16 protein-coding genes are annotated in these 15,890 nt (G+C 57.3%); 8 read left to right on the top strand and 8 right to left on the bottom strand.

What is annotated here, in order from left to right:
* Window positions 1–167: 167 nt before the first annotated feature.
* On the top strand, window positions 168–1,241 hold the full coding sequence (locus JN414_RS01775; protein WP_202206437.1) for a glycosyltransferase family 4 protein: 1,074 nt from the start codon (window positions 168–170) through the stop codon (window positions 1,239–1,241).
* A 28-nt stretch (window positions 1,242–1,269) separates the two neighbouring features.
* Here the strand turns inward: JN414_RS01775 and JN414_RS01780 are convergent, their stop codons facing one another.
* A complete protein-coding gene (locus tag JN414_RS01780) occupies window positions 1,270–2,109 on the bottom strand; it encodes a YgcG family protein (protein WP_237389826.1) in 840 nt (279 codons plus the stop codon).
* Window positions 2,110–2,132: 23 nt separating this feature from the next.
* Window positions 2,133–2,726, bottom strand: a complete 594-nt coding sequence (locus tag JN414_RS01785; protein ID WP_046900877.1) for a LemA family protein — start codon at window positions 2,724–2,726, stop codon at window positions 2,133–2,135.
* A 292-nt stretch (window positions 2,727–3,018) separates the two neighbouring features.
* Here JN414_RS01785 and gltX point away from each other — a divergent pair, with 292 nt between their 5' ends.
* Window positions 3,019–4,353, top strand: a complete 1,335-nt coding sequence (gltX, locus tag JN414_RS01790) for a glutamate--tRNA ligase (protein ID WP_202206439.1) — start codon at window positions 3,019–3,021, stop codon at window positions 4,351–4,353.
* A 47-nt stretch (window positions 4,354–4,400) separates the two neighbouring features.
* Here the strand turns inward: gltX and JN414_RS01795 are convergent, their stop codons facing one another.
* From JN414_RS01795 to cysS, 4 genes are read right to left on the bottom strand one after another with little or no spacing between them, the layout of a single operon-like run.
* Window positions 4,401–5,270: an aldose 1-epimerase family protein gene (locus tag JN414_RS01795; protein ID WP_237389827.1), complete on the bottom strand. Its 870-nt coding sequence runs from the start codon at window positions 5,268–5,270 to the stop codon at window positions 4,401–4,403.
* On the bottom strand, window positions 5,263–6,222 hold the full coding sequence (locus JN414_RS01800; RefSeq protein ID WP_202206783.1) for an ion channel: 960 nt from the start codon (window positions 6,220–6,222) through the stop codon (window positions 5,263–5,265). Before JN414_RS01800 ends, JN414_RS01795 begins: the two co-directional genes overlap by 8 nt.
* Before the next feature lie 31 nt (window positions 6,223–6,253).
* Window positions 6,254–7,030, bottom strand: coding sequence for an RNA methyltransferase (locus tag JN414_RS01805; RefSeq protein ID WP_010501168.1), 777 nt, complete (start codon window positions 7,028–7,030; stop codon window positions 6,254–6,256).
* Window positions 7,031–7,034: 4 nt separating this feature from the next.
* Window positions 7,035–8,393 (bottom strand): cysteine--tRNA ligase, encoded by a 1,359-nt coding sequence (cysS, locus tag JN414_RS01810; protein WP_202206441.1) that lies wholly within the window; start codon window positions 8,391–8,393, stop codon window positions 7,035–7,037.
* Between the two features lie 87 nt (window positions 8,394–8,480).
* On the opposite strand from cysS, the gene JN414_RS01815 reads away from it, so the two are divergent.
* Complete coding sequence (locus JN414_RS01815; RefSeq protein WP_202206442.1) at window positions 8,481–9,863, top strand: MATE family efflux transporter; 1,383 nt, start codon at window positions 8,481–8,483, stop codon at window positions 9,861–9,863.
* Here JN414_RS01815 and JN414_RS01820 read toward each other — a convergent pair.
* A complete protein-coding gene (locus JN414_RS01820) occupies window positions 9,826–11,070 on the bottom strand; it encodes an MFS transporter (RefSeq protein WP_202206443.1) in 1,245 nt (414 codons plus the stop codon). The two genes, JN414_RS01815 and JN414_RS01820, sit on opposite strands and share 38 nt — an antisense overlap.
* Window positions 11,071–11,127: 57 nt before the next feature.
* The gene (locus JN414_RS01825; protein WP_202206444.1) at window positions 11,128–11,598 is read right to left on the bottom strand and encodes a BON domain-containing protein; all 471 of its coding nucleotides are present in this window, start codon (window positions 11,596–11,598) and stop codon (window positions 11,128–11,130) included.
* Between the two features lie 347 nt (window positions 11,599–11,945).
* Between JN414_RS01825 and rpsD the strand changes: the two genes are divergently transcribed.
* The 5 genes from rpsD (at window position 11,946) to JN414_RS01845 (ending at window position 15,887) form a co-directional block, all read left to right on the top strand.
* The gene (gene rpsD, locus JN414_RS01830; RefSeq protein WP_007282513.1) at window positions 11,946–12,563 is read left to right on the top strand and encodes a 30S ribosomal protein S4; all 618 of its coding nucleotides are present in this window, start codon (window positions 11,946–11,948) and stop codon (window positions 12,561–12,563) included.
* Window positions 12,564–12,759: 196 nt separating this feature from the next.
* Window positions 12,760–12,885 carry a hypothetical protein gene (locus JN414_RS17120; RefSeq protein ID WP_255494174.1) on the top strand — a complete coding sequence of 42 codons (126 nt, stop codon included), beginning with the start codon at window positions 12,760–12,762 and terminating at the stop codon, window positions 12,883–12,885.
* 14 nt (window positions 12,886–12,899) lie between these two features.
* Window positions 12,900–13,160 carry a hypothetical protein gene (locus tag JN414_RS01835; protein WP_237389830.1) on the top strand — a complete coding sequence of 87 codons (261 nt, stop codon included), beginning with the start codon at window positions 12,900–12,902 and terminating at the stop codon, window positions 13,158–13,160.
* A gap of 207 nt (window positions 13,161–13,367) precedes the next feature.
* Window positions 13,368–14,915, top strand: a complete 1,548-nt coding sequence (locus JN414_RS01840; protein WP_202206445.1) for a peptide chain release factor 3 — start codon at window positions 13,368–13,370, stop codon at window positions 14,913–14,915.
* A 114-nt stretch (window positions 14,916–15,029) separates the two neighbouring features.
* Entirely contained in the window at window positions 15,030–15,887 is an 858-nt protein-coding gene (locus JN414_RS01845) for a PhzF family phenazine biosynthesis protein (RefSeq protein ID WP_202206446.1), read from the top strand.
* The last annotated feature ends 3 nt before the right edge of the window (window positions 15,888–15,890 follow it).

Here is a 15,890-nt window from a genome sequence, read left to right on the forward strand (position 1 = left end):
AGGAACGGAAAAAGGCCTGAGAAGTGTTAGAGAAATTCCGTTGGGCCAAAGCGATCTCCAGAGTGTTTCGCCGTAGCTTGGGGCATTCGTCAGAAAGATCAGTCCTGATTGTGGACTGCAATTTTCCAAGGCCTCTCCATGATTCTGGCTCGATGGATCTGGATGCGATGATCCACTCTCTGCTTCGGCTGGGATGCAGGGTCAGCTTTCTGGCGCTGGGAGAATATTTTCTGTCTTCAGAGCAGCGGGATGCAAGTGCTGCTGCGGTCTATCGATCCCTGGGGGTTAGGTGCCTGACACCTGGACATGACGCAGTGTCCCCCGGGTGGGACGGAATTGACGACGCCCTGCGGCAGATCGGACCGGATATTGATACCTGCATCCCATGTCGGGTTTGCTGTGGAGGCGCGGCATATGATCGGCTCCGCGCCGCGTTCCCCGCTGCCCGCATGATTTTCTACACGTGTGATCTGCATTTCTTGCGGGAGGAGCGGGCAGCCCGCCTGTCAGGCGATGCTGCTGCGCTCAAAGCTGCTGGAGTCACGCGGGATAATGAACTCGGGGTTATCCGCCGGGCTGATGGGACACTTGTGGTGTCCAGCTATGAGAAGGATCTTTTGAGGCAGGAACTTCCAGAGGCGCATGTGGTGCATCTGGCCTTTCCCAGACCATCCGCCGAAGGAGTACGCTGGGAGGACCGCAAGAATATCGGCTTTATCGGCAATTTTGGTCATCGGCCGAATGAAGATGCGGTGTGCTATTTCTTGGATCACGTCTGGCCGGATCTGTCTGCCAAAGTACCTGAGTGCAAGTTCCTGATTGTGGGAGCAGGTTCACCGGATTGGCTGATAGAACGGGCGCAAGACGATGCACGTCTGGTTGTGCTTGGGCATGTGCCGGATCTGACAGACGTGTTGAAAACACTTAGGGTGACGGTAGCCCCGCTTCGGTATGGAGCAGGGACGAAAGGAAAAGTGCTGACCAGCCTGTCTCATGGCGTGCCGTGTGTCATGACATCCGTTGCGGCTGAAGGTTTTGACTTTGGGTCGCAGTTGAGAGAGCTGGCTGTTGCGGATCTTCCGCAGGATATGGCGAATGCCATTGTGGCGCTTTACACACAGGCCTCTCGATGGGAGACGGTCGTTGGTCACGGGCGTGATCTGATATTGCAGAATCATACACCCGAGAAGCTTGATGCGGCGTTGGCTCAGTTACTGCGTCTTGATGCTGCTGGCCGCTGACCGAAGGATAAACTTACAAAGGCGTCCGTTACCAGGAGTCCTTCGCGCCGCCTCCGCCAGAATCGCCTCCGCCGGATTTGTAGGAGTTTCTCTTCTTGTCGCCGCCGGACGAGTTGGCGTTATTACGTGAGGCGGCTGATAGAATATTGATCAGCAGGCTCAGGATCACGTCCCAGGGAATGCTGATCAGAAACCTGTCAAAAATTGAAAGAGGCAGGCCCTGAGCTTCGCGGCGTTGAGCGCGGACGGTAAAGCCCGAGCCAAGGGCAAACAGCACCATTCCTCCGACACCGAGTGCGAGATCAAATCCGTTGATGTTGAAGTCCGTATCGGATGTGGCCTGCTCCTCGTGAACCTGCGTCTCGCTTTTGCGCAAGATGTCGGCGATGGAATCCAGCATCCCGTTCAGCGCGGCGCCATAGTGGCCGGCTTTCAGGTCCGGTTGGGCAGCATGAAGGATATTGAATGTCTGAAGGTCCGTTAGGTCGCCTTCAAATCCGTATCCGACTTCGATGCGGGCCTGATTATCCGGAATATCCAGAACGATCAGGAGACCATTGTCCTGACCTTTTTGACCAATGCCGGAGGCATGGAACGTTTCATTCGCATACTGGTCGATATCGTCCACATGGCCCGGAAGAACGATCAGAATGTGCGGGTGACTTGGAAGCGTTTTCCGAAGATCCGTCAGTTTCTGGACGAGCTGATCCTGTTCCTGCTCGGACAGGCTCTGATGCGGATCTGTGACGAGTTCGGTCAAGGGTGTGGTCGCGCCTGCCGCCCCCGTCAGGGACAGGCACAGCAGGGCAGTCACGGCAAGGACCAGATGCAGGGTGCGCGTTAGAAGCAGGCGGGAAACAGTCGGCACGTTCATCCGGTCCTTCGGTCAGATCAATGCTTGGAGAAGTCTACGACTGGCGGCGTCTGTGCGGCTGGGGAAGCCTCGTAGTAGACGCGCTGATGGTAGCCCATGATCCCGGCGGCGAGGTTGCCCGGGAAGTGCATGACCGTCTGGTTGTAAGCCAAAATGGCCTGCTGCAGACGCTGGCGCGCCACAGTGATGCGGTTCTGCGTGCCTTCAAGCTGAACCATCAGGCTTGTGAAGTTCTGATTGGCCTGTAGCTGCGGGGACTGCTCAGCCACAACGTTGATGGCCTTGATTTCCTGTGCGTTACGGGTCTGTGCATCCAGGATCTTCTTCTGAAGGTCTTCATCGCTGACCGAGCGGGGATCAATGCGGTTCAGGGGCGTTTCACCCGAACGTGCCGCAGCGTAATCCGTCAGGGTGTCATGCTCGTGGGTGGCATAGCCTTTGACTGTGTTGACCAGATTGGGAATCAGGTCGGTCTGGCGCTGCACTTCGTTCTGAAGCTGACCCATCTGTTCCTTGACGTTCTGGTCCGCTCCCATGAAACGGTTATAGCTTGATCCCAGCAGGGCAATAATGCCGATTACCAGAATGGCAGGAATGAGAAGTTTTCTCATCAGGGGTCCTCTTAAATCAAAAAACGGATCATCACTCCGATCGCAGAAAAAATCGTCAGTCGTGAGTGTCTGTTCTTCGCCTTTATACAACAGGATGGACTGAAGGAAAAAACGTTTCTTTTTAGTCCATGTTTGTGGGGCAAGTATTCCGGTTTCCCGTTATGTTATATCGGTAGAATGGCCATGTTTTATTTGCCCGCTGGAGCGTCGAGAAACTGGAGAGTGTCGGGTGTTCTGAACACGATGCTTCATGCATCTGGCATGACGCGCAATCATGCGGCATTAAGGCGGCATGAAACTGCGCTTTGCCCCATCGCCAACCGGCTATCTCCATGTTGGTAACGCCCGTCAGGCCGTCGCCAACTTCCTGTTCGCCCGCCGCCATGGCGGCAAGTTCCTCCTGCGTATCGACGATACGGACGTCGGGCGCAGCAAGCCTGAATATGAGGACGCGATCCGTAAGGATCTGGCGTGGCTCGGTCTGGACTGGGACGAAGAGGCCCGTCAGTCCTCGCGGATGGAGCGTTATGCGGCGGCCATCGACAAGCTGAAAGCCTCTGGTCGGCTCTATCCGTGTTTTGAGACCGAATACGAACTGAACGCCAAGCGCGAGATGCGCATCCGGGCTGGCAAGGCACCGATCTATGATCGCGCCATGCTGAAGCTGACGCCGGACCAGCGGGCTCGTGCGGAAGCCAATGGCAAGACGCCGCACTGGCGCTTCAAGCTGACGGATGGCAGCCGCAAGTGGCAGGATCTCGTCATGGACGATTGCTCCGTCAAGCTGACGGCAATCTCCGATCCGGTTCTGATCCGCGCGGATGGTACGATCCTCTACACGCTGGCGTCAGTTGTTGATGATCTGGAAATGGGCATCACGCATATCGTCCGCGGTGAAGATCACGTCACAAATACTGGCGTTCAGATAGACATCGCCGAAGCTCTGGGTGCAAAGCCGGATCGCTTTACGTTCGCGCATCTGCCGCTGCTGCTGGATTCTGATGGCGGAAAGCTGTCCAAGCGTTTCGATGCGCTGGGCCTGAAGTCGCTTCGTCAGGATGGGATCGAGCCGATGTCCATCGTGTCTTATCTGGCACGGGTTGGGACGTCCGATGATCCGGAAGTCATGACGATGGGAGAGGCGATTGCGGCATACGAGATCTCCCACGTCTCCAAGTCTGCGGCGCGGTTCGATATGCGCCAGCTTCTGGCTTTGAACCGCAAGGCTCTGCACAATCTGCCGTTCTCGGTGGCGAAGGAACATCTTCCGGCCGAGGCGACGGAAGAATTCTGGAATGCAGTGCGTGGCAATGTCGATCTGACGGCAGAAATCCCGCATTGGTGGGATGTGACGCAGGGCACGATTGTTCCGCCGTCACAGCCGGAAGACCGTGAATTTCTTCAGCAGGCGCTTGAAACCCTTCCTGCCGAGCCATGGGGCGAAACCACATGGCAGGACTGGACCACGGCTTTGAAGGAAAAGTCAGGTCGTAAGGGGAAGGCCCTGTTCATGCCGCTCCGTCTGGCGCTGACGGGTGAGGATAACGGGCCGGAACTGCATGTGCTGCTGGGCCTGATGGGCCATGCGCGGACGGTGTCCCGCCTTCAGGACGCAATCGGCGCCTGAATTATGATTGGGAATGCCGGTAATCCGGGCATTCCCAATTTGGAGCGTCAGACGGGTTCGACGCTCCAGAAAGCTTCCCAGCTTTCGCCGGGCTGCAAATGCAGCAGGCCTGGTTTCTCCGAAAAATCGCCAGAGAAGCCAACGGGTGTGGCATAGCCATACCAAGGTTCGATGCACAGGAAACCCGCGCCTGGCTTGGTCCAGATCCCGAGATCTCTGAAGCCGTTCCAGCGGATGCGCAGGCCGTTTCCGTCCGGGTCTGTAAAATCGACTGCCTTGCTGTGTACATCCAGCATGATGATGGCATCAGCTTCAAACAGGCTGTCTTCCAGCGGAAGAACGCGATCTTTAATCGGGGAGGGGGCACCATCTGGCAGTAGCCCGTCTGGGCTGATGCGCCGGATCTGATCGGTTTCAACCCTCTCAAATGTCAGGCGATGACCTGCGCGCTCCGCTTCTGGCTTGAGAGGCCACATAAATGCGGGATGTGCGCCCAGAGAGGCATGAAGCGGGGCATCTTCGGACGGGTTGGTTAGAACATAACCGACATGCAGGCCGGTTTCTTCCATCCGGTAGATGAGATGCAGGCGGAAGGCAGCGGGAAAGAGTGCGCGGGTCTCGGGCGTGTCTTCCAGTTCCAGAACGCAGCCGGTTTCTGTCCGCTCAACCCAGTGGAAGGTCATGTCACGTGCGAAGCCATGTTGCTTTAGCGTGACTGGTTTGCCGTTGAGTGTCATGTTTTCCGGCGGTTTCCCGACGATGGGAAACAGAATGGGCGAGTGACGCTTCCAGGCGGGGCCAGCGGTCCAGAGAAGGTCCTGTCCTGAAGCCGTCCGTAAAGAGGTTAGCTCTGCGCCGTGAGCGGAAACCGTTGCCGTCAGGCCGTTTTTGCCGAAGCTGTGTTGAGTATCAGACATGGTGGGGGTGCCTTTCATGCGCTGTGGACGGATCAATTGGCTCGTGGTCGCCATGTTCAGTTGTATGGAACTGGGTGAAGTCGACCTCGACCCTGCCATCCGGGCGGTGATGGATCATGTCCGAGAAACGGTAGCCGTGTTTCACATGGCCGATCTCGTAGGCATGTCGTGCGAAGAGTGTCTGGGAGGAGATTTCGTCTGTCCCATCCATCGTGATGATGATTTCCGCATTCTGGTCAATCAGCGTGTCTGCTGACAGGCCATAAAGCGGGCTGGTCTCATCAATCATGTGTGTGGCGTTCAGGCTGATCCGAAAAATCGGCATATGTGACTGGATCAGAGCCAATCGGTCAAAGCGGCGGACAAGCCGACTATGATCGTCTGGCATCAGGCGCGTCAGGGTCATCTCGATGTTGGCCGACAGGATCAGCGTGCGCCGGCGGTTGGCGATGCGAATGGTTAATGTCGGGATCAGGTCATCATAGGACACGACGGCGACATGGCTGAACAGGATGCGGGCCCTGGGACGGGAGAAGCGTGCGAAGACAAGTCCGGTTGCCAGCGCATTGAGCATCATCCCTGCGAGAACTTCAAAGGAAACAATGGTGTTGGTTAAGCGTCCTACGGGAGCCATCGTCCCGTATCCGACTGTTGAGATTGTCTGGACGCTGAAGAACACGTCATCGAGAAAATCCCCGTGTGGAACACCACTGACGCTGCCGGGGATCATGTAATAGAGCGCTGCAAAGGCAACGTTGATCACCAGATATAAAAGGAGGGACGCCCAGAAGAATGTCCCCCATGTCATGGTCATCAGGTGATGGTAGAGGTCTCCGAAGGAGCCATCTTTCAGACCGGTACGGATAATGTCGCCCCGGCCGTTTTCTTCCAGGACGTGAGCGCGGATGCGGTTGGCCGTTTCCGCCACCAGCGCCTCAGGCCGTGGATGCATCCGGTGCCTGTGTCGCCAGTGGATCATGGTCTTACCGTCTTGCCTTTCTGGCGCTGACCAGTTCGCTGACCACGCCATGGAGCGTGCGAAGTTCCTGTTCGGTGACTTCGCCTCGTGTGAAGAAATGCCGCAGATTGCGGATCATGCCCGGTTTCTTCTGCTCGTTGCGCAGGAAGCCACAGTCATCAAGTTCCCGCAGCAGATGGGACATGAAGTTTTCCAGCTCGCCCTTGGTGGCCACATGCGTCTCATTGGTCATGAGGTCACGCGGGGGCGTCATGTCTTCGGTCAGATACCACTCATAGGCCATGACGAGCACGGCCTGTGCGAGGTTGAGAGACATGAACTTCGGATTGAGCGGGTAACGCACCAGCGTATCGGCGCGGGCCATGTCTTCGACGTCGAGGCCAGCGCGCTCCGGCCCGAACAGGATGCCGGTGCGCAGGCCGCGCGTAGAGGCCACACGGAGTTCTGCTGCCGCGCCGCGTGCGGTCATGACTGGCTTCACAACATGGCGGGGGCGGGGGCACGTGGCGAAGACGCGGTGCAGGTCAGCCACGGCCTCATCCACCGTCTCGAAAACCTGTGCGTTGTCGAGGATGCGATGGGCGCCGGAAGATGCGGGCCATGCGCGTTCCTGTGGCCAGCCGTCCCGCGGAGCCACAATGCGCAAATGGAACAGCCCGCCATTCGCCATGGCCCGAGCTGTTGTACCGATATTTTCGGCGAGCTGTGGCCGCACAAGAATGACAACGGGATCAAATTCGCCGATCGGTTCCAGATCGGCGCCACCATCACGTCCGGTCATGGGATTATGCCTTCCGCCATGTGGTGCCACCGGGGCCGTCTTCCAGCGTGATGCCGTCTGCGGCAAGCTGGTTCCGGATTTCATCCGCGCGGGCAAAGTTACGGGCTTTGCGGGCTGCCAGACGTTCCTCGATCAGCTCTTCGATGGCGGATGCATCAACGCCTGAGCGGAACCATTCAGCCGGGGAAACCTGGAACAGACCAAGCTGTTTGCCAGCGGCCAGAAGACCAGAGGCAGCTTGCTGATCGCCTTGCATGGCAGCGTCTGCCAGCGGGTGAAGGGCTGCGATGGCGAGTGGTGTGTTCAGGTCGTCGCACAGCGCGTCCAGCACGGTTGCTGGAACGTCTGCGCCCTGTTGGGCATCACCGCGCTCAAGGGCGCGATAGAGACGATCCAGAACGCGACGTGCTTCTTCCAGCTTCTCCCAGGTGAAATCCAGCGTCGAACGATAATGGGCGCCTAGATAGAGCAGGCGCAGTGGTTCAGCCGGGGATTTTTCCAGAACTTCACGGATGGTGAAGAAATTGCCCAAAGACTTGGACATCTTCTCTCCATTGGAGAGCAGCATGCCGTTATGGAGCCAGTGCGTGGCGAATTTGCTGCCCGGATAGCAGCACAGAGACTGCGCACGTTCGTTTTCATGGTGTGGGAAAAGCAGATCGTCGCCGCCGCCATGAATGTCGAAGCTGTCTCCCAGATACCGGTGAGACATGGCGGAGCATTCGATGTGCCAGCCGGGGCGACCACGGCCATAGGGGCTGTCCCAGCCGGGCTGATCCGGGGTGGACGGCTTCCAGAGCACGAAATCGCCGGGGTCACGTTTGTAGGGCGCTACTTCGACGCGGGCACCAGCGATCATGTCATCCAGCGAGCGGCCGGAAAGTTCGCCATAAGACGGGAAGTTCCGGACCGCGAACAGAACGTGCCCTTCGGCTTCATACGCATGCCCGTTTTCGACCAAGCGCCCGATCATTGCCAGCATCTCACCAATATGGTGGGTCGCGCGGGGTTCGATATCCGGCGGCAGAATCCCGAGTGACGCCAAATCTTCATGAAAGGCTTCAGTCGTACGGGCGGTCAGGGCAGAGATGTCCTCACCGTTCTCCTTCGCGCGTGCTGTGATCTTGTCGTCCACGTCCGTAACGTTGCGGACGTAAGTGACGCGTGGATACAGCACACGGAGCAGTCGGATCAGGATATCGGCGCCCATCATAGCGCGCAGATTGCCCAGATGCGCCCGGTCATAGACTGTGGGTCCACAGAAATAGACCCGCACATTCTGCGGATCGAGTGGTGTGAACAGTCGCTTTTCGCGCGCGTGGGTGTCGTGCAGACGGAGCACGTGAGGAACGGGATCGGCCATAGATGGGATCAATGCGCCAGCCACCGTTTTGGTGCAACAGGCTTTGTTACTCTTGTCTGTATGATCTTCACTGCGATAGTGAGGCTTATGTGTAGAACCTTCAAAGATCCGACTTCCTCACGCGGGCATGCTCTTGCCCTGCTGCGCGTGGCTCTTCCGCTTGCACTTTCCCAGCTTTCCGAAATGTCCATGGGCGTGACGGACACCATTCTTTTGGGTGGTCTGGGGGTAGCTGAAGTGGCCGTCGGTGGTCTGGCCAATACTTTTTTCTTCACCACCATGGTGACCTGCCAGACCATTCTGGGCGGAGCGGGCGTTCTTCTCTCTCATGGTCGTGGGGCGGAAGATCACGGCCGGGATTCTCATGACGGTCGCAGTGTCATGAGCGCCGCGTTCGTTCTGGCGCTCCTGATCTTCATCCCCTGTGCATTGCTATTGTGGTTTGTGCAGCCATTGTTTGCGTGGCTGGCGGAACCTGGGGATGTGGTAACGCAGGGCAGCCACTTCATTCACATTCTTCTGCTGTCCCTGCTGCCGGATCTTGCCGTAATCGGCGTGCTGCGTGTGGCGCTCCCATCGCTTGGTGCGGAGACGCTTCTGCTGTGGATCATGCCTGCCATGGCGATCTGCAATGGCATCACCAATGCGGCGCTTATTCATGGATGGTTCGGGCTGCCTGCGATGGGGATGTATGGCTCCGCCACAGCCACAACTCTGACAGGCTGGGCGATCAGTTTTGCCCTGACCGGATTGTGTCTGATGCATCCGCGAGTGCGGGCCGTTATGAAGCCAGCCCCTGTGCGCTGGCCTATCATGAAGGAGCTGTTGAAGCTCGGTTTGCCCATGATGATGGGAGCAGCGGCCGAAATTCTCATGTTTCAGATCACAAGCCTTCGGGCGGGGCAGCTTGGAACCCAAAGCCTTGCGGCCCATCAGGTTGCAGTGAACGTCAGTGCACTGCTGTTCATGGTGTGTCTGGCGATTGGTCAGGCCACCAATGTCCGCGTGGCGTACTGGCGTGGGTCTGGCCGGATGGATCAGAGCCGCAGGGCTGCCTGGACCGGGATCTGGGTAGTACTGGTCTGGTCCGTGCTGTCGTCAGCCTTGTTGCTGATCTGGCCGGAGAAGATCGTGAGCCTTTATTTCACGGGTCATGCCCCGGATCCGGCTACGGCTGCGCTGGTGATCACGCTGATGAAGATTGCCGGGATCTACCAGATTGTGGACGGACTTCAGGTTGTGTTTAGTGGCGCCCTGCGAGGCTGCGGTGATGCCGTGTGGCCGATGGTAATTGCTGTCACGAACTATGGCCTGATCGGCCTTGTCTTTGGCGGGTGGTTGGCCTTCCAGCAGCACTGGGGTGCGGAAGGCCTTTGGGTTGGTATGGCGGCAGCGCTCACGGTGAGCTCTGTTGCTTTGGGAGTTCGGCTTTTCAGCGTGATGCGGAAAGCCGAGCCTGTGCCATCGTAATCAGATAGGCCACGAACCCAGCTGCGGAGAGAAGCGCGGCGCCCCAGCCGATCGATCCCAGACCGTGCCCTGAACTGACCAGATAGGCCCCGAGCCATGTGCCCGCGGCGTTGGCAATGTTGAAGGCCGAATTGTTCAGCGACGCCGCAAGGGTCTGTGCATCGCCCGCGACTTCCATCAGATGCGTCTGAATGGCGGGAGAAATGCCGATCAGTGTTGCCGGGATCAGGAACGTGATCAGCAGCATGGCGACAGCAGACGGCAAGAGCAGCCAGAACCCGATCATGAACACGCAGCTGGCTGCGAGGGAGAACAAGATCGTTCGGTTGATATTCCGGTCCGCCATGGCGCCACCGAATGAATTGCCAGCAACCATGCCGAGCCCCCAGACGATCTGATAAAGCGCAACGGCCCAGTCCGGGAGATGCGTTACGTCTGACAGGGCAGTCGTGAGGAACGTGTAAACTGCGAAGAGGCCGCCAAAGCCGATAGCGCTTGTCAGAAGTGTCAGGAGCACCTGAGGCCGTTTGAAAGCGCTAAGTTCAGCCAGCGCATTTGCGTCTGGATGGGGTTTGTCGCGTGGGGCGAAGTACCAGAGTGCCAGGAAGCAGAGCAGTCCGAGCACCGATATGACGCCATAGGCCACGCGCCAGCCAAGATGATTGGCGGCGTAAGTGGATAAAGGTGATCCCACGACTGTGGAGATCATGATGCCTGAGAGAACACGCCCTACGGCCCGACCGCGCCTTGCGCGCTCAACCATGGACGCACCAACAAGAGCCGAAACACCAAAGAAGGCACCATGAGGAAGCCCGGTGATGAAGCGCATGACTTCAATGTCGAGCAGGTTCGGCATCAGGATCGTGCCGATATTCCCCACAAGGAACAGCACAAGCATGGCCAGCAGGAGTGTGCGACGGGGGAGTTTTGCACCAGCAACCGCAATAAGGGGGGCTCCGACCACGACGCCCAGCGCATAGGCTGAAATGACGGAACTGGCGCGGGAAATGGAAATACCAAGAGAATGGGAGAATTCGGGCAGAAGGCCCATCATGGCGAATTCGCCAGTCCCAATCGTAAATGTCGCCAGCATGAGAGCAAACATGGCTGGCTCGACACCGTGGGGTGGGCGCACCCGCTCGACATCGACTGGTTCGATTAATTCCATAAGGAAAAGGTCCGGAATAGGGGGAAACCCACCTACCATCCGGACCCTGAAAAGCTAGCCGGACACACTCACATGGAAGCGTCCGGGCCGGTCAGCTCAATTCTCCGTTGGCAGGCGAATTGTCTGGCCCGGATAGATGTCATCCTTGCTCGTGACAAGCGGTTGATTTGCATCAAGCAGCTCATCGCCAGAAATATCTTCCGGTAGCTTCTCAGCCACTTCATCAAGGTTCTGACTTGTCTTGATTTCGAGGAACTTCGGATCAGGCGTACCGGGGGGCACCTGGATTTCCGCTTCGACAGCAGCCACGCCTGCGACGTTGCCCGCCGTGAGGATCATCTGGTCACGGGCTTTGGCGGAATCGGCCTTGCCACGCAGATAGATCGTGCGGTCATCAATCACGAGATGCGACATGTGCATCTGTGCGAGGCCGAATCTCTTGAAGGCGCGCTTGATGGCGCTCTCGCCTGGCTTGGGCGGGGGCGGTGAATCCAGAGACTGGATCAGCCCTTCGAGGGAACCCTCGGCAATGCGGCCAGCCTTGGGATTGAAGCGATAGATTTTCATGGGCAAACTCAAAAAGACATGGCTCCCGGATTCAGGGGGAGTACCAGACCGTTAGCGCAAATCCCCAGGGAAGGGTTGCGCGCTTTATAGGCCTCCGATGTGAGAAAATAACAAGGGTCAGAATCGTCCTTTCATTGACATGACAGAGTGAAACCTGTTAGGCGCGGGTCCACTGCCGGAAACGTGGACGTACCGGCCGGACCAATAAAGCGGGTTTCTGTACCCCGCGGGCTCCGGTTTTTGGGTGCGCGCCCGTCTTTCCCAATTCGGGGAGAGGCCTACCGGTGCAACAAAACGGCTCGCCATGCAGCATGGGGCGAGCCTGATGTATGAACAGGGGTTAACCCATGTCAAAGCGTCTTGAGAGCAAGTACAAGATCAATCGCCGTCTCGGCGTAAACCTTTGGGGCCGTGCAAAGTCCCCTGTGAACCGTCGTGAATACGGTCCGGGTCAGCATGGTCAGCGTCGTAAGCAGAAGCCTTCTGACTTCTCCATCCAGCTGATGGCCAAGCAGAAGCTCAAGGGCTACTACGGCAACATCAGCGAGAAGCAGTTCCGCAAGTACTACGACGAAGCCGTCCGTCGTAAGGGTGATACCTCCGAGAACCTGATCGGTCTGCTGGAGCGTCGTCTGGACGCCGTTGTGTACCGTCTGAAGTTCGCGATCACGCCGTTCGCAGCACGTCAGTTCATCAGCCATGGCCACGTTACGGTCAACGGCAAGAAGGTGAACATTCCGTCCTACCTCGTGAAGGAAGGCGACGTCATCGAAGTGCGCGAGAAGTCCAAGCACCTCGCCATCGTTCTCGACTCCGTGCAGACGGGCGAGCGCGACACGCCGGAATACGTTGAAGTCGATCACCGCCAGATGAAGGGTACGTTCCTGCGTACGCCGGTTCTCTCTGACGTGCCGTATCCGGTGCAGATGGAACCGAACCTGGTTGTCGAGTTCTACTCCCGCTAATTCCGATCACGGGCTTTCGGGCCTCGATCAGAACGCGACCGGAAAACGCCGGATGGGTCTCCCATCCGGCGTTTTTTGTTTTGTGTTTCGAGAAGATTAAAGAGACTGCGCAGGATTGCGCTGTCCTGCCTTGAAAATGTATCAATACATTTCTGAGTGATGCCTCGTGTATCGCGTGAAGCGGAGGCAATGGAAGATGCGTGTTGGGCTCGGTGTGGTTCTGATCTGTACTGTAGTCTGCTGCCCGGCTGACGCGCGTGGGATCAACACCTTTGTGCCTCCGTCTTTTGCCATGCTCCAGTTTCAAGGCGCTATGATGTAACATCACGGCAAGTCATGCCGGGTGCGTATATAGAAGCGCCTCAACCTCGAATTATTGTGCCACCCGCTCTGACCTGGACGGCCAGTGGTAAGGTGTTCCAGTTTCTGAGGCGTCAGTTTTCCGGAAATGGTTCAGATCGTGCGGGCGTGGGCAGGGTTCCTGCGGTGCATGATCCCGTTTCTGGGAGTGCGATCGGACAGTTTGGGGAAGCCTATGCCCAATCCAGCCCGATGGGGACAACGGGGATTGCGCCACATGGGAATACTGTGAACTGATTTCCGCTTCGTAGAAGCAAAAATTCGCGGAAAAGACCCGTTAGATGAGGGAATGCTTGACGGCAAAAGCGGTCTTCTGCACATTGCGCCTCCCGATGGGTAAGGCTTCCATGAGGGCTGTCCTCTGTATTTGCTAACAGGCCATGTGTCTGTCTGGACGTCGCGAAAGCTCCAGTCCCGGATTTTTTCTACGTTGCCGGAGGCATCATGTCAGAGGCGCTGAGCGCTGAAATTACCCGCGAGATCGCTCGTCGGCGTACGTTTGCCATTATTTCCCATCCAGATGCCGGTAAGACGACCCTGACGGAACGTATCCTTCGTGCGGGTGGCGCTATCCAGCTTGCAGGTAACGTGCGTGCCAAGGGTGAGCGGCGGCGTACCAAGTCTGACTGGATGGGCATTGAACGGGACCGTGGCATTTCCGTCGTGACGTCGGTCATGACGTTTGAATACGGTGACTGCGTTTTCAACCTGCTTGATACGCCGGGTCATGAAGACTTCTCTGAAGACACCTATCGTACACTGACGGCTGTGGACTGTGCGGTCATGGTGATCGATGCCGCGAAGGGCATTGAAGACCGGACACGCAAGCTGTTCGAGATCTGCCGCCTTCGCGATATTCCGATTATCACGTTCATCAACAAGATGGACCGTGAGGCGCAGGACTGCTTTGCGCTTCTGGACGAGATTTCCAACTCTCTTGCTTTGGACGTTTCGCCTGCTACGTGGCCAATTGGCCGTGCTGCGACGTTTATCGGCACGTTTGATATCCGCACGCGTGAAGTTCACACCAAGGATGCGGTTGATGAGACGGATCCGCGGATGGTGCAGCTCCGGGAAGATCTGGAACTGGTAGAAGCCGCTCTACCTGAATTCGATCGTGAGTCCTTTGATGCCGGGCATTTGTCTCCGGTGTTCTTTGGTTCGGCCATGAAAGAAATCGGTGTGACCGATCTTCTGGATGCGCTTGTTGCTTATGGCCCGGCTCCGCGTGCCCAACCGACAGAAACCCGTGAAGTTCAGGCCAGTGAACAGCAGGTGACGGCGCTGATTTTCAAGATTCAGGCCAACATGGATCCAAACCATCGCGATCGTATGGCTTTCGCGCGTGTGTGTTCGGGACGTCTGACGCGCGGGATGCGCCTGAAGCATGTGCGGACTGGCAAACAGTTTGCCCTTCATACGCCGCAGTTCTTCTTTGCGCGTGATCGCCAGTTGGCTGAAGAAGCCTTTGGCGGAGACGTGGTTGGGATTCCGAACCATGGTACATTGCGTATTGGCGATACGCTGAGCGAGAGCGAAGAACTGCGTTTCACGGGGGTACCACACTTCGCGCCTGAAATTCTGCGTCGTGTTCGTCTTGATGATGCCATGAAAGCCAAGAAGCTGCGTCAGGCTCTGGTGGAACTGGCTGAGGAAGGCGTCGTACAGCTTTTCCGTCCGCAGGATGGTCTGCCGCCGATCGTCGGTGTTGTGGGCACGCTACAGCTGGATGTGCTTCAGTCTCGGCTGAAAGGAGAGTACAGCGTGTCCATCGGGTTTGAGAGCACACCGTTCACATTGGCGCGCTGGATCACGGGTAGCCGCGAGAAAATCGAGGCGTTCATGATGGTGAATCGCTCATCCATGGCGGACGATCTGGATGGGGACCCGGTTTTTCTCGCCAGTTCCTCTTTCATGATGCGTCGCACCATCGAAATGAACCCTGATCTGGCATTTCATGACATCAAACAGATCGGTCTGGCACCGGTCTGATTTTCAAACCTCGCTCCTGCACAGGGAGCGAGGTTTTTTTATCGTGATTGTCGCGCGTGGTTTCTGTGCCTACTCTCCTTGCTTAAGCAAAATGAAAAGAGTGAGGCTGCGGCCATGTTGCATGAAAATCTGTCGGATTGTTCGGGAAAATTCTCTTTTCGACAGGTTGATGTTTTTTCGTCTCGCCCCCTCAAAGGTAATCCGTTGGCTGTTGTTCTGGAGGCCGATGGCTTTCCGGAACAGAAGATGGGAGCTTTTGCCAACTGGATGAATCTGAGCGAAACGAGCTTTCTGCTTCGGCCCATAAATCCGCAGGCTGACTATCGTGTCCGGATATTTACGCCATCTGGCGAATTGCCATTTGCAGGGCATCCAACGTTGGGGAGCTGTCATGCCTGGCTGACTTCCACCGCCCCGTCAGAAGGGCGAGATATTGTTCAGGAGTGCGGTGCGGGGCTGGTCAGGATTCGGCGAGAGAGCGGTAGACTTGCTTTCGCGGGGCCGCCCCTTATTCGAACGGGTGCCGTTGAAGAGGATGTACTGGCGCGCATCAAGTTGGGTCTTGGAGTGTCGGATGCCGATGTTGTTGCCGCGCAGTGGGTGGATAACGGCCCCGGATGGCTTGCTCTTCTTCTGAAAAGCCACACGACAGCACTGGCGCTGAAACCGGATTTTGCAATGATTGCGGGTATTCGTGTGGGTATCGTTGCGCCTGTACAGGCCGGAGATACCGACTTCGAAGTTCGAGCGTTTTCTGCCGCCGGCTTTGAAGACCCGGTCACGGGAAGCCTGAATGCTGGTATCGCGCAGTGGCTTATCAAGAGTGGAATTGCGCCGTCTTCTTATACGGCGCGGCAGGGAACGGTTTTAGGGCGGGAGGGGACGGTGTACGTCACCCAGGATGGCAATGATATCTGGATTGGCGGACATGTTGTGACCTGCATCGAAGGTCAGTTGTCTCTGGAGGAATGACCC

The organism is Gluconobacter sp. Gdi, from assembly GCF_014132155.1.
Lineage (GTDB): Bacteria > Pseudomonadota > Alphaproteobacteria > Acetobacterales > Acetobacteraceae > Gluconobacter.

Coding starts and splice junctions, on each gene's coding strand:
- cysS (WP_202206441.1), bottom strand. CDS start 8,393: ATGGCCGATCCCGTTCCTCACGTGCTCCGTCTGCACGACACCCACGCG.
- JN414_RS01845 (WP_202206446.1), top strand. CDS start 15,030: ATGTTGCATGAAAATCTGTCGGATTGTTCGGGAAAATTCTCTTTTCGA.
- JN414_RS01795 (WP_237389827.1), bottom strand. CDS start 5,270: ATGTCTGATACTCAACACAGCTTCGGCAAAAACGGCCTGACGGCAACG.
- JN414_RS01820 (WP_202206443.1), bottom strand. CDS start 11,070: ATGGTAGGTGGGTTTCCCCCTATTCCGGACCTTTTCCTTATGGAATTA.
- JN414_RS01835 (WP_237389830.1), top strand. CDS start 12,900: ATGCCGGGTGCGTATATAGAAGCGCCTCAACCTCGAATTATTGTGCCA.
- JN414_RS01825 (WP_202206444.1), bottom strand. CDS start 11,598: ATGAAAATCTATCGCTTCAATCCCAAGGCTGGCCGCATTGCCGAGGGT.
- JN414_RS01840 (WP_202206445.1), top strand. CDS start 13,368: ATGTCAGAGGCGCTGAGCGCTGAAATTACCCGCGAGATCGCTCGTCGG.
- JN414_RS01785 (WP_046900877.1), bottom strand. CDS start 2,726: ATGAGAAAACTTCTCATTCCTGCCATTCTGGTAATCGGCATTATTGCC.
- gltX (WP_202206439.1), top strand. CDS start 3,019: ATGAAACTGCGCTTTGCCCCATCGCCAACCGGCTATCTCCATGTTGGT.
- rpsD (WP_007282513.1), top strand. CDS start 11,946: ATGTCAAAGCGTCTTGAGAGCAAGTACAAGATCAATCGCCGTCTCGGC.
- JN414_RS01805 (WP_010501168.1), bottom strand. CDS start 7,030: ATGACCGGACGTGATGGTGGCGCCGATCTGGAACCGATCGGCGAATTT.
- JN414_RS01800 (WP_202206783.1), bottom strand. CDS start 6,222: ATGCATCCACGGCCTGAGGCGCTGGTGGCGGAAACGGCCAACCGCATC.
- JN414_RS17120 (WP_255494174.1), top strand. CDS start 12,760: ATGCGTGTTGGGCTCGGTGTGGTTCTGATCTGTACTGTAGTCTGCTGC.
- JN414_RS01815 (WP_202206442.1), top strand. CDS start 8,481: ATGTGTAGAACCTTCAAAGATCCGACTTCCTCACGCGGGCATGCTCTT.
- JN414_RS01775 (WP_202206437.1), top strand. CDS start 168: ATGATCCACTCTCTGCTTCGGCTGGGATGCAGGGTCAGCTTTCTGGCG.